This window comes from Mycobacterium sp. TH-M116, from assembly GCF_057473685.1.
Map to the genome: position 1 here is coordinate 1 of NZ_JBYCLC010000208.1, position 12,033 is coordinate 12,033.

Below are 12,033 nucleotides of genomic sequence, written 5' to 3' on the forward strand. Positions count from 1 at the left end.
CGTCCTCACCGGTCGGGTTGATAGCGGGCCAGCAGAGACCGCACGGTGTCCATGGCCGCCACGGCGCGTTCCTTGTCGACGGCCTGGATCGCCATCACCGGGATGTACTCGTCGTCGGGCAGGTCGACTCGTGCCCAGCGGTGGCCCGGCGGAAACGACACGTCGACCACGTCGGGCCACGGGATCAGCCGGTCGCCCAACAGGTTGCGCACCGAAACGCCGGCCGCGCCCACCCGCAGCCGCGGCCGCGCGAACAGCAACACGACTCCGCCGATGACCAAGCCCAGTGTTGCCATCGCAACCTGGTCGGCCGTCTGGAAGATCACCCCGGTGGACCTGATCTTGAGCAGCAGACCGACTGCGATGTGCGCCGAGGCGATCAGGAACGCCGCGGCGTAGACGAATGGCAGCGTGCGATGCGGGCGCAGTACGACGTCCCAGTCGCCGTGCCCCGATGCGTCGGTCACGGCCGGGCGCGCAGGTCACGCAGTGTCAGGGCGGTGGTCAGCGCGGCCGCGGTCGCCTGGGCACCCTTGTCCTCCGACGACGTGGCCAGCCCGGCCCGGTCCAGCGCCTGCGCCTCGGTGTTGGTGGTCAGCACCCCGTTGGCGATCGGCGTCGACGCGTCCAGCGCGACCCGGGTCAGCCCCTGGGTCACCGCATCGCAGACATAGTCGAAATGCGGTGTCTCACCACGGATTACGACTCCCAGGGCGATCACCGCGTCGTGGTTGCGGGCAAGTTCCTGGGCGACGACCGGGATCTCGATGGCGCCGGTCACGCGGACGATCGTGGGGCTTGCGATCCCGGACTCGCCGGCTACCTTGCGCGCCCCCGCCAGCAGCGCATCGCAGATCGTGCTGTGCCAGGTACTCGCCACGATCGCCAGCCGCAGCCCCGACGCGTCCAGCGACGGCACCTCCGGCACCCCGGCTGCGGGACTCATAAGCGGCTCACAAAGCACCACCGAATTCACCCGGCAAATGCACGGATTCGTGAAAGTAGTCGTCGAGGTCGGCCAGGTCGTGTCCCATCCGGTCACGCTTGGTCATCAAATAGCGGATGTTCTCGGCGTTGGCCCGCACCGGAAGTGGAACCCGCTCGATGATGTGCAACCCGTACCCGTCCAGGCCGACCCGTTTGGCGGGGTTGTTGGTCAGCAGCCGCATCGAACGCACGCCGAGGTCGACGAGGATCTGCGCGCCGATGCCGTAATCCCTTGCATCCGCCGGCAACCCGAGCTTCAGGTTGGCGTCCACGGTGTCTTCCCCGGCATCCTGCAGCTGGTAGGCCTGCAGCTTGTGCATCAAGCCGATCCCGCGACCCTCGTGGCCCCGCATGTAGAGCACCACGCCCCGGCCCTCCCGAGCGACCATGGCCATCGCGGCGTCGAGCTGCGGGCCGCAATCGCAACGGCGCGAGCCGAACACGTCGCCGGTCAGGCATTCGGAGTGCACGCGGACCAGTACGTCGTCGCCGTCGGTGTTGGGGCCGGCGATCTCGCCGCGGACCAACGCCACGTGTTCGACGTCTTCATAGATGCTGCGGTAGCCGATCGCGCGAAAATCGCCGTGCCGGGTTGGGATCCGGGCCTCGGCAATGCGCTCGACGTGCTTCTCGTGCTTGCGCCGCCACTCGATCAAGTCGGCGATCGTGATCAGCGCGAGGCCGTGTTCGTCGGCGAAGACCCGCAGCTCGTCGGTCTGGGCCATTGCGCCCTCGTCCTTCTGGCTGACGATCTCGCAGATCGCGCCGGCGGGCCGCAGGCCGGCCATCCGGGCGAGGTCGACGGCGGCCTCCGTGTGACCGGGCCGACGCAACACTCCACCGTCCTTGGCGCGCAACGGGACGACGTGCCCCGGGCGGGTGAAGTCGGTGGCGGCGCTGTCCGGGTCGGCCAGCAATCGCATGGTGGTCGCCCGATCCGACGCCGAAATACCGGTCCCCACACCAAGTTTGGCGTCAACGGTGACAGTGTAGGCCGTCCCGTGCTTGTCCTGGTTCACCGCGTACATCGGCAACAGGCCGAGCCGGTCGCAGATCGCGCCGTCCAACGGGACGCACAGGTATCCCGAGGTGTAGCGGACCATGAACGCCACCATCTCCGGCGTCGCCTTCTCGGCGGCGAAGATCAGGTCGCCCTCGTTCTCGCGGTCCTCGTCGTCGATGACGACGACGGCCTTACCGGCCGCAATGTCGGCAACCGCCCTTTCGACGGAGTCCAACTTCGTCATCGCTGCTACCTTGCTGTCCGTGAGGCCCGCGGGGAGCCCAGATCTTGCACTCAGTATGAACCACGGCACGGGCGTCGTTATTGCGGCGGTTTGATCAGCGGGTCCGCCCCTGAGTGGACATCAACCGTTCGACGTATTTGGCGATCACGTCGGCCTCGAGGTTGACCCGCGCTCCCACCGGCGCGCGGCCCAGCGTCGTCATGTCACGGGTCGTGGGGATCAGTGACACCTCGAACCAGTCGTGCGGCTGCGCGCCCACGCCCGACACCGTCAGGGAGATGCCGTCGACGGTGATCGATCCCTTCTCCACCACGTAGCGGGCCACCGCCTCGGGCAGCGCGATCCGGACCACCTCCCAGTGCTCGGAGGGCATGCGCGCCACCACCTGCCCGGTGCCGTCGACATGGCCCTGGACGATGTGACCGCTGAGCCGGCTGTTCAGGGCCGCAGCCCGTTCCAGGTTCACGCAGCTGCCCAGCTCGAGTTCGCCGAGGTTGGAGCGGTTCAGGGTTTCGGCCATCACGTCGGCGGTGAACCGGCCGTCGCCGGTCAGCTCGACGACTGTGAGGCACACGCCGTTGACGGCGATCGAGTCGCCGTGCCCGGCGTCGGCGGTGACCAAGGGTCCGCGGATGGTCAGGCGCGCGGCGTCGGCGAGGACGTCCCGGCCGGTCACCTCCCCGAGTTCCTCGACAATTCCGGTGAACATCGCCCCAGGTTAGTGACTTGGAGCGGCAAACCACACCCCACTGGTGCACCGGTCGCGCCGCGGTCACCCTCTACGATGCAGGGTATGCAGACCCGCCGCCTGTTGGCCGCCCTGGCATCGCTCAGCATCGCCGCCGCCCTGATCGTCGGCTGTTCGTCGGGATCCAAACCCAGCGGCGGGCCACTGCCGGACGCGAACACCCTGATCAAGCAGTCCACCCAGACCACCAAGGACGTCAAGAGCGCCCACCTGGTGCTGACGGTGACCGGCAAGGTCCCGGGGATGCCCATCAAGAACCTCACCGGTGACCTCACCACTTCGCCGGCCACCGCCGCGAGCGGCAACACCACGCTCACCCTCGCCGGCTCGGACATCAACGCCGACTTCATCGTCGTCGACGGGAACTTGTACGCCACGCTCACGCCCAACAAATGGAGCGACTTCGGCAAAGCGTCCGATATCTACGACGTCTCGGTGATCCTCAGTCCCGAGTCCGGCCTGGCCAACGCGCTGTCGAACTTCAGCGACGCCAAGGCCGAGGGCCGCGACACCATCGACGGGCAGACCACGATCCGTATCAGCGGAAACGTCACCGCCGACGCGGTCAACAAGATCGCGCCGCCCTTCGGTGCGTCGGGTCCGGTCCCGGCGACGGTCTGGATCCAGGAGAACGGCGAACACGAACTGGTGCGGGCCAGCCTGCAGAAGAGCGCGGGCAACGCGGTTCAGATGACGCTGTCGAAGTGGGGCGAGACGGTTCAGGTCAGCAAGCCCCCGGTGAGCTCGTGAGCACGGCCGCCGGGCGCCGGGTCGCGATCGGCGCGGGCAGCCTGGCGGTGCTGCTGGGCGCCCTGGACGCCTATGTCGTGATCACCATCATGCGCGACATCATGCGCGACGTCGGCATCCCCATCAACCAGCTCCAGCGAATCACCTGGATCATCACGATGTACCTGTTGGGCTACATCGCCGCCATGCCGCTGCTGGGCCGGGCTTCCGACCGGTTCGGCCGCAAGCTGGTGCTGCAGATCAGCCTGGCCCTGTTCATCGTCGGCTCGGTTGTCACCGCGCTGGCCGGACATTTCGGGGACTTCCACATGCTGATCGGCGGCCGCACCATCCAGGGTGTGGCCAGCGGCGCGCTGCTGCCCGTCACGCTGGCGCTGGGAGCCGACCTGTGGGCCGAACGCAACCGCGCCGGCGTGCTCGGCGGCATCGGCGCCGCCCAGGAACTCGGCAGCGTGCTGGGGCCGCTCTACGGGATCTTTATCGTCTGGCTGTTCCACGACTGGCGCGATGTCTTCTGGATCAATGTTCCGCTCACCTTGATCGCCATGGTGATGATCCAATTCAGCCTGCCGCGACACCAGCGCGTGCAGAATCCCGAAAAGATCGACCTGGTCGGCGGGGTTCTGCTCGCCGTCACACTCGGCCTCGCGATCATCGGCCTGTACAACCCCCAACCCGACGGCAAAGAAATACTGCCCCCCTACGGGCCGCCGCTGGTGCTCGCCGCAGTCGTGGTCGCGGTGCTTTTCCTGCTCTGGGAGCGCTTCTCCCGGACCCGGCTGATCGAACCGGAAGGCGTGCACTTCCGGCCCTTCTTGGCCGCGCTGGGCACCTGGGTGGCCGCGGGCGCAGCCTTGATGGTGACCCTGGTGAACGTGGAGCTGTTCGGCCAGGGGGTGTTGCAAATGGACCAGGCGCGCGCGGCCGGCCTGCTTTTGTGGTTCCTCATCGCACTGCCGGTCGGGGCGGTGCTGGGCGGGTGGATCGCCACCCGGACCGGCGACCGTGCGATGGCGTTCATCGGGCTGATGATCGCCGCCTGCGGCTACTGGCTGATCCATTACTGGCGCCAAGATGTGCTGGATCAGCAGCACCACATTCTCGGGTTGTTCCACGTGCCGGTGCTGCACGCCGACCTGCTGGTGGCCGGGCTGGGGCTCGGCCTGGTGATCGGCCCACTGACCTCTGCGGCGCTTCGGGTGGTGCCGTCTTCCCAGCACGGCATCGCCTCGGCAGCCGTCGTGGTGGCCCGGCAGACGGGCATGCTGATCGGCGTCGCGGCGCTGAGCGCCTGGGGTCTGTACCGGTTCAACCGGATCGTGGCCGGGTTGACGGCCACGATCCCGCCCGACGCGACGCTGTTCGAACGGGTTGCCGCGCAGGCCACCCTGTATCTGAAGGCGTTCGCGATGATGTACGGCGACATCTTCAAGGTCACGGCGATCATCTGCGTCGTGGGCGCGCTGCTGGGTTTACTGGTCGGCGGCAGATCCGAGCAGGCCGACGAACCCGAACTCACCGAAGAGCAGGCCGTCGCCCCGGTGAAGGGCTGACCCGGTCAGTCACCGCGTGCCACCAGGCTGAGCACCAGATCGGGTCCGGTCCGGTCGATCCCGTCGAATTGCCAGCGCAGCGCGCGCGCGATGGTCGGCACCCCCACGTCACCGACCGCTGTGACGGGGCCACCCAGCAGGATCGGTGCCAGGTAGGCGAGGATCCGGTTGACCAGCCCGGCCCGCAGGAACGCGCCGGCCAGCGTCGGGCCACCCTCCAGCAGCACGTCGGTGCGGTCCGAGACCGCCTTGAGCACTTCCATCGGATCGTGGGTGCGAATCAGCATCGTGCGTGAGTCGCCGTTGAGCACTTTGGCCTCCGAGGGCAGGTCGCGCAGGCCCACCACCACCCGAAGCGGTTGTCGCTGCGCCAGCAGGCCGTCGGCGCCCCGGGCCGTCAACGCGGGGTCGTCGGCCAGCACCGTGCCGGTTCCGACGACGATCGCGTCGGCGGTGGCGCGGCGGCGATGCAGGTCCAGCCGCGAGGCGTCGCTGGAGATCCACTGGCTCGTCCCGTCGGCGGCGGCGCTGCGCCCGTCGATGCTGCTGGCGTATTTCCACGTCACATGCGGCAACCCGGTCCGCTGCTTGTAGAGCCATTCCCGCAGCGGGCCGCCCGCCACCTGGTCGGCCAGTACGCCGGCTTGCACCTGCACGCCGGCCGCCTGCAGCCGGCCCGCGCCGCCGCCCGCGATCCCGTTGGGATCGGTGACGGCGTAGACCACCGCGCTCACTCGCGCCTCGACGAGGGCGTTCACGCACGGCGGGGTCTTCCCGAAGTGGTTGCACGGCTCGAGCGTCACCACCGCGATGCCGCCGGACGCCAGTCCGCCGGCCCGGCGCAACGCCACCACCTCGGCATGGTCGCCACCGGCCGGCTCGGTCGCGCCGACGCCGACGACTCGGCCCTCGCGGTCGACGATCACGGCCCCGACCGGCGGGTTCGGGTAGGTGCTGCCCTTGACGAGGTAGGACTGCTCGATGGCCATGCGCATGGCCTCGTCGATGCTCTTGACCTGTTCGCCGCTCATGATCTCTTTACCGCGCGCAGGTGCGGGGACGCTGCGCCGGCCCGCCGGCGCAGCGCCTCCAGCGCGGCCTGCGGGTCGTCCGCGCCGTACACCGCCGAACCCGCCACGAAGCAGTCGACGCCGGCCTCGGCGGCCTGCTCGATGGTGTCCTCGTTGATGCCACCGTCGATCTCCACCAGAATTGTCAATTCCCCCGCGTCGATCATCTTGCGCACCGCGCGCACCTTCCCGAGCACCTCGGGGATGAACCGCTGGCCGCCGAAACCCGGCTCCACCGACATGATGAGCAGGGTGTCGAAGTGCGGCAGGATTTCCAGATAGGGATCGAGCGGGGTTTTCGGCTTCACGCTGATGCCCGCCTTGGCGCCGGCGGCGCGGATGTCGCGCGCCACCCCGACCGGATTGCCGGTGGCCTCGGCGTGGAACGTGACGTTGTGCGCCCCGGCTTCGGCGTACGGGGGCGCCCAGCGATCGGGATCGTCGATCATCAGATGGCAGTCCATGGGGATGGTCGCGGCGGCCAGCAGGTCTACCACCACGGGCAGGCCGACCGTGAGGTTCGGGACGAAGTGGTTGTCCATCACGTCGACGTGCAACCAGTCGGCGCCGGGCACGGCGGCGGCCTCGTCGGCGAGCCGGGCGAAATCAGCGGCCAGGATCGACGGCGCGATCAAGGGCCGTTCCGGTGGCCCGGACAAGAGAGGCATGAGCGACAGATTACGCAGCCTTGCGCCAGGCCTCACGCCAGGCGGCGCAGCACGGCCGCGGCTGGATCGCCGTGTCGCGATCGTGCTACCCCGCTTCGCGGCGCAGCACGGCCGCGAACATCGCGTCGGTGCCGTGCCGGTGCGGCCAGAGCTGCACGTGGGGGCCGTCCCCCAGCCCGGCGACGGGCTCGAACAACGGCCGGGCGTCCACCGCGCTCACCGGATGACGGCGCAGGGCGTCGGCGACCACGCCCACCGTCTCGGCCAGGTGCGGCGAACACGTCGCGTACAGGACCACACCGCCGGGGCGGGTCAGCGCGATCGCGGCGACCAGCAGCTCGCGCTGCAGCCTGACCAGGACCGGCACGTCGGCCGGCTGCCGCCGCCACCGCGCCTCCGGGCGGCGCCGCAGGGCGCCCAGCCCGGTGCACGGCACGTCGACGAGTACCCGATCGAAGCCCGGCTCCAGCCCGCTCTCCCGTCCGTCGACCCGCACCACGTCCACCGGGAGGCCGCGGGTGTTCTCGGCGACCAGGTCGGCGCGCCGCGGCGACGGCTCCACCGCCGTCACGCGGGCCCCGGCCTGATCGGCACCCAACGCCGCCAGCAGCGCCGTCTTGCCGCCCGGCCCCGCGCACAGGTCCAACCAACGCCCGGTGTCGCCGGGAACCGGCGCCAGCGCCAGCGCGCGCGCCACCAGCTGGCTGCCCTCGTCCTGGACCAGAGCGGCGCCGTCGCGCACCGGCGCCAGCCCGCCGGGATCCCCGCCCGGCAGGTACACCCCGTACGGCGAGTACCGACCGACGGTGCCCCCCACCGCCTCGGCCAACTCCGCGGCGGTCAGCGCTCCGGGGCGGGCCGCCAGGTGCACCTGGGGCCGTTCGTCGTCGCCGGCCAGCACCGCGTCGAGTTCCCCGGCGGCCGCTCCCAGCGCATCAGCGAAGGCCTGCGCGATCCAGCGGGGGTGGGCGTGCACGAACGCGGCATGCCCCACCGGATCCTTGGCCGGGTCCGGAGCAAGCTCGTCGGTCCAGGACTTCTCGTCGCGGCCGGAGATGGTGCGCAGCACGGCGTTGACGAACCCCGCTCGCGCGGAATCGAACTCGATGCCGGCCTGCTCGACGGTGGTGGACACCGCGGCGTGCGCGTCGACCCGGGTGCGCAGCAGCTGATAGGCGCCGAGGCGCAGCAGGTCGAGCAGCACCGGATCGATCACGTCCGGCGAACGCCCGGCCGCCGCGCCGATGATCGCGTCGAGCAGGCCCCGGGCCCGGCAGGTGCCGTAGGTCAGCTCGGTGGCGAACGCGGCGTCGCGCCCGCTGATACCGCGTTCCCGCAGCAGCGCGGGCAGGGCCAGGTTCGCGTACGCATCGCGCTGGCTCACCGCGCGCAACACCTCGAACGCGGCGGCACGCGCCGGGTCCAGCGGCCGGCGGCGTTGCCGGCGCCGTTGCGGGGGCGGGCTCATGACGCCCGCGCGGCGGGCTCGAGATGGGCTCCCCGCGCCCAGTCGACCGCGTCCATGAGTTTCTTACCGGGCGGCTGGATCCGGCCGAGCCGCACCGGGTCGGTGCCGGTACCGATCCAGACACTTTTACGGTCGACGTGAATGACGCCCGGCGACAACGGTTTCGGCGCGTCGCCGGCGAGGCGCACCGGTCCGAGTTTGATGCGCAGGTCGCCGATCAGCGTCCAGGCGCCCGGGCTGGGCGTGACGGCACGGACGCGCCGTTCCACCACCGGCGCCGGCAGATCCCAGCGCACCCGGGCCTGTTCGACGGTGATCTTCGGTGCCAGGCTGATCCCCTCAGCGGGTTGCGGCCGCGGCGACAGTGTTCCGTCGGCGATGCCGTCCAGCGTCGCGGACAGCAGCGCCGAACCCGAAACGGCCAGGCGCTCGAGCAGGTCCCCGGCGGTGTCGGTCGGCTGGATGGTCTCGGTGACGACACCATAGATCGGCCCGGAATCCAGGCTCGGCTCGATCTGGAAGGTGGTCGCGCCGGTGATGGTGTCGCCCGCAGCGACAGCGGCCTGCACCGGCGCCGCACCGCGCCACGCAGGCAGCAGCGAGAAGTGCAGGTTGACCCAGCCGTGCGCGGGCACCGCGAGCAGGCCCTCGCCCAACAGCGCGCCGTAGGCCACCACTGGGCAACAGTCCGGCGCCAACTCGGCCAGTTCGGCGACGAACTCCGCGGAGTTGGGCCGCGCGGGCCGCAGCACCGGGACGCCCCGGTCGAGCGCCTCGCGGGCCACCGGCGAGGGCTCGAGCCTGCCGCGCCGGCCGGACGCCGCGTCAGGCCTGGACAGCACGGCGACCACCTCGTGCCGGGGCGAGTCGAGGAGGCTGCGTAGCGCAGGCAGCGCGGGTTCGGGGGTGCCGGCAAAGACAAGGCGCACGGGCACAGTGTAGGGAAGGACACCCTGCAGCTTTCACTCGCGCACGTAGCCCATTCCTTGCGTTCTCATGAGGTCTGATGACTCTCGACACCACCATCCCCAACCGCCACATCCTGGTGTCCACATCGGTGTCATCAGCTGGGCCCCCGAAGGCTTCTTCGGCCGGATGCCGGCCACCATCAGGCCGTACCGGCCGTGCCTGTCGCCGTCCGTGTTCCCCGCGGCTCTGCGGAGGCGGGAACGCCGATGGACCGACGATCGTGGCGTACGCCTCGATGCCCAGCTCGTCGAACTGGCACAGCGATACCTCGCCGACGGTGCCGTGCAGTGGGAATACCTGCTGGTCAACGCAGACAAGCGCGGAGCCGCAGCCGGTACGGGCGGCCGTACCGTTGCCTACAGCTCCACGTCCACGTCCAGGTGGGCGTCGGGTTCCCCGCCGGCGGCGGTGAACGCCGTCAAGGCCCGCACCAGGCCGTGACGCTCCCGGGGCGGCATCCTTTCCACGATCGCGGCGATCTCGGCGCGCCGGTAGGCGGTGACCCGGGCGACGACCTCGCGCCCACGCGTGGTCGTCGCGGCCAGCAGTTCGCGCCGGGACGTCGGGTGCGGCAACCGGTCGATCAGCCCCGCGGCGACGAGGCGGTCGACCATCCGGCCGGTCGCCGACGGTTGCACTCCCAGCAGTCCGGCCAGCGTGGCCAGGTTGACCGGGCCCCGATTGGCCAGGATCACCAAGGTCCGGAACTGCGCAATGGTGATGGTCTCGTCGACTCGCCCGATCGAGCGGGCCGATACGGCAACCAACAGCTGGGAAGCCGTCAGCAACGCGTCGGTGATCACATCCAGTGACTCGTCGGCGGTCTTCAGATCGTCTTTTGCCATCGTGCCACCCATTTCCGACTGTTCCTACGAGCCGCCGCCGGCTGAAGAAATAGCGAATTTTAACAGCCCCCAAACTTCGTCCTGGCACATTGTTGTCAGGGTTGTCCGGTCGAACTATCGATTCAGGACGTCGCCTTCCGGTCACCCGATGTGCAGCGGGTCGATCTGGACTCGCACCGGCTCGTGAGCTTGCCGGGCACTGAGCACAGCGATGCCGCGCCGCAGGCTGGCCGCCAGCTGCAGACCCTGCTCGCGGGGGACGCGCACCAGCATCCTGGTCACCGGCATGCCGGCGGCGATACCCGCGGGGCGCCGCGCACCAGGCGGCAGCTCCACCGGGCCGAACACGTCGGCGCCCTCGGGCAGGCGGGCCTCGTCGAGCAACGCCGCAACCGCCCTGGGAAGCCCGTCGATCGCGGCCATGTGCACGCTGGGCGGCAACCCGACTTCGGTTCTGGCCGTCAGGTCGGCCTCGGCATGGCCGACCGGGTCCCAGCGAATCAGCGACTGCACCGTCGAGATGGACGAATCGGCAACCACCGCCACCACACCACCGCCGCCGCGGGCGCGCACCAGCGCGGCCGCGGTCATCCAGCGCCACAGGGCATCCTCGGCGGCACGCAGATCTTGGCGGCCCAGCAAAGCCCAGGTGTCCAGCAGCAGCGCCGCCCCATATCCGCCGGGTGCCCTGGGTTCGGCGCCCGGCGTGGCCACGACCAGGGCCGGTCGAGCATCGACCTCCGGCACGATCGCGTCTCCGGCCGAAGTGATGACCGGCGTTCCTGCGAAGGCACGGCCGAGTTCCTCGGCGGTGCGCCGCGCCCCGATCACGACCGCGCGGACCGACCCCGAGCCGCAGCGGGCGCACCGCAGTGCGGGCTCGGCGCGGCCGCACCAGCGGCACACGGCAGTCGACCCGCTGCGCTGCGGTGGCTCTGCCGGTGACTCGGCCAGGGACAGGGGCCCGGTGCAGTGCCGGCACCGGGCAATGGCGCGGCAGCGGCCGCAGGCCAGGGACGGGACATAGCCCCGCCGCGGCACCTGGACCAACACCGGCGCGCCGGACTGCAGCGACGCGCGGGCGGCGCGCAGCGCGACCGATGGGATGCGAGCGGTACGCGCCCCGGGGTCGCGCGCGTCCTCGTAGCCACTGTCGTCGAGGGCCACCACCCGCGGGGTGCGGGCGCGTACCACCGCACGCGCTGCCACCACGTCGTGTGCCCAGCCGCTGCGCACCAGCGCGTGCGCTTCGGCGGTGCGGGCATAGCCGCCGATCAGCGCCGCGCAACGTGCCTGGTGCGCCCGCAACATCGCCACCTCGCGGGCGTGCGGATACGGCGCCCGCGGCTCGGCCAAGCTGTCGTCGGAGTCGGCCCACACCATGACCAGGCCCAGGTCGCTCAGCGGCGCAAACACGGCGCTGCGGGTACCGATCACCAGCCGCGCGGTGCCACGCAACGCCGCCAACCACCGCCGGTACCGGGCGGCCGGTCCCAGGCCCGCCGACAGTGCGACCACGCTGCCCTCGTCGATCAGCGCCGTCGCGGCCGCCCACAGCGCGTCGAGGTCCCGCTGGTCGGGAACTATCGCCAGCACCGCCCGGCCCACGCGGACGGCCTGCGCGGCGGCCTCGGCGAATCGGTCCGCCCACGCCTCCCCCGGGAGCGCCTGCCAGACCGCGCGGGCGGCACGCGCCTGGGCCAGGGCACCCAGGAACTGCCCGCCGCG

At 70.7% G+C, this 12,033-nt stretch carries 12 protein-coding genes and 1 pseudogene; 3 read left to right on the plus strand and 10 right to left on the minus strand.

The genetic code is table 11. The features are described from left to right. Positions 1-5: 5 nt before the first annotated feature. The 4 genes from AC2VOK_RS10560 to AC2VOK_RS10575 form a co-directional block, all read right to left on the minus strand. A complete protein-coding gene (locus AC2VOK_RS10560; protein WP_421530706.1) occupies positions 6-467 on the minus strand; it encodes a PH domain-containing protein in 462 nt (153 codons plus the stop codon). Beyond that, complete coding sequence (gene ribH, locus AC2VOK_RS10565; protein WP_428900421.1) at positions 464-946, minus strand: 6,7-dimethyl-8-ribityllumazine synthase; 483 nt, start codon at positions 944-946, stop codon at positions 464-466. Before ribH ends, AC2VOK_RS10560 begins: the two co-directional genes overlap by 4 nt. A gap of 7 nt (positions 947-953) precedes the next feature. Further along, positions 954-2,234, minus strand: a complete 1,281-nt coding sequence (locus AC2VOK_RS10570) for a bifunctional 3,4-dihydroxy-2-butanone-4-phosphate synthase/GTP cyclohydrolase II (RefSeq protein ID WP_428900422.1) — start codon at positions 2,232-2,234, stop codon at positions 954-956. Between the two features lie 94 nt (positions 2,235-2,328). Next, positions 2,329-2,943: a riboflavin synthase gene (locus AC2VOK_RS10575; protein ID WP_428900423.1), complete on the minus strand. Its 615-nt coding sequence runs from the start codon at positions 2,941-2,943 to the stop codon at positions 2,329-2,331. A gap of 84 nt (positions 2,944-3,027) precedes the next feature. Here AC2VOK_RS10575 and AC2VOK_RS10580 point away from each other — a divergent pair, with 84 nt between their 5' ends. Beyond that, on the plus strand, positions 3,028-3,732 hold the full coding sequence (locus AC2VOK_RS10580; protein WP_428900424.1) for an LppX_LprAFG lipoprotein: 705 nt from the start codon (positions 3,028-3,030) through the stop codon (positions 3,730-3,732). Then, positions 3,729-5,285 carry an MFS transporter gene (locus AC2VOK_RS10585; protein ID WP_428900425.1) on the plus strand — a complete coding sequence of 519 codons (1,557 nt, stop codon included), beginning with the start codon at positions 3,729-3,731 and terminating at the stop codon, positions 5,283-5,285. Before AC2VOK_RS10580 ends, AC2VOK_RS10585 begins: the two co-directional genes overlap by 4 nt. A gap of 5 nt (positions 5,286-5,290) precedes the next feature. Here the strand turns inward: AC2VOK_RS10585 and ribD are convergent, their stop codons facing one another. The 4 genes from ribD to fmt all read right to left on the minus strand — a co-directional run bounded on the left by ribD (position 5,291) and on the right by fmt (position 9,420). Further along, entirely contained in the window at positions 5,291-6,316 is a 1,026-nt protein-coding gene (gene ribD / locus AC2VOK_RS10590; protein WP_428900426.1) for a bifunctional diaminohydroxyphosphoribosylaminopyrimidine deaminase/5-amino-6-(5-phosphoribosylamino)uracil reductase RibD, read from the minus strand. Further along, the gene (rpe, locus tag AC2VOK_RS10595) at positions 6,313-7,023 is read right to left on the minus strand and encodes a ribulose-phosphate 3-epimerase (protein ID WP_428900427.1); all 711 of its coding nucleotides are present in this window, start codon (positions 7,021-7,023) and stop codon (positions 6,313-6,315) included. The genes ribD and rpe overlap by 4 nt, the downstream gene beginning before the upstream one ends. Before the next feature lie 85 nt (positions 7,024-7,108). Further along, positions 7,109-8,491, minus strand: a complete 1,383-nt coding sequence (locus AC2VOK_RS10600) for an RsmB/NOP family class I SAM-dependent RNA methyltransferase (protein WP_428900428.1) — start codon at positions 8,489-8,491, stop codon at positions 7,109-7,111. Then, entirely contained in the window at positions 8,488-9,420 is a 933-nt protein-coding gene (gene fmt / locus AC2VOK_RS10605) for a methionyl-tRNA formyltransferase (protein WP_428900429.1), read from the minus strand. Before fmt ends, AC2VOK_RS10600 begins: the two co-directional genes overlap by 4 nt. Positions 9,421-9,532: 112 nt before the next feature. On the opposite strand from fmt, the pseudogene AC2VOK_RS10610 reads away from it, so the two are divergent. Continuing rightward, a pseudogene (locus AC2VOK_RS10610) lies at positions 9,533-9,901 on the plus strand (hypothetical protein); the annotation flags it as partial. On the opposite strand, the gene AC2VOK_RS10615 reads toward AC2VOK_RS10610, so the two are convergent. Both AC2VOK_RS10615 and AC2VOK_RS10620 read right to left on the minus strand, forming a co-directional pair. Next, positions 9,817-10,305 carry a MarR family winged helix-turn-helix transcriptional regulator gene (locus tag AC2VOK_RS10615; protein ID WP_428900430.1) on the minus strand — a complete coding sequence of 163 codons (489 nt, stop codon included), beginning with the start codon at positions 10,303-10,305 and terminating at the stop codon, positions 9,817-9,819. The pseudogene AC2VOK_RS10610 and the gene AC2VOK_RS10615 overlap by 85 nt on opposite strands. Positions 10,306-10,446: 141 nt before the next feature. Beyond that, positions 10,447-12,033: primosomal protein N' (locus tag AC2VOK_RS10620; RefSeq protein WP_428900431.1), on the minus strand; the 1,587-nt coding region annotated here is incomplete at its 5' end.

Excerpts from the sequence above, each read along its gene's own strand:
- rpe (WP_428900427.1), bottom strand. The coding sequence starts at position 7,023 with ATGCCTCTCTTGTCCGGGCCACCGGAACGGCCCTTGATCGCGCCGTCG.
- AC2VOK_RS10600 (WP_428900428.1), bottom strand. The coding sequence starts at position 8,491 with ATGAGCCCGCCCCCGCAACGGCGCCGGCAACGCCGCCGGCCGCTGGAC.
- AC2VOK_RS10575 (WP_428900423.1), bottom strand. The coding sequence starts at position 2,943 with ATGTTCACCGGAATTGTCGAGGAACTCGGGGAGGTGACCGGCCGGGAC.
- ribD (WP_428900426.1), bottom strand. The coding sequence starts at position 6,316 with ATGAGCGGCGAACAGGTCAAGAGCATCGACGAGGCCATGCGCATGGCC.
- AC2VOK_RS10580 (WP_428900424.1), top strand. The coding sequence starts at position 3,028 with ATGCAGACCCGCCGCCTGTTGGCCGCCCTGGCATCGCTCAGCATCGCC.
- ribH (WP_428900421.1), bottom strand. The coding sequence starts at position 946 with ATGAGTCCCGCAGCCGGGGTGCCGGAGGTGCCGTCGCTGGACGCGTCG.
- AC2VOK_RS10570 (WP_428900422.1), bottom strand. The coding sequence starts at position 2,234 with ATGACGAAGTTGGACTCCGTCGAAAGGGCGGTTGCCGACATTGCGGCC.
- AC2VOK_RS10615 (WP_428900430.1), bottom strand. The coding sequence starts at position 10,305 with ATGGCAAAAGACGATCTGAAGACCGCCGACGAGTCACTGGATGTGATC.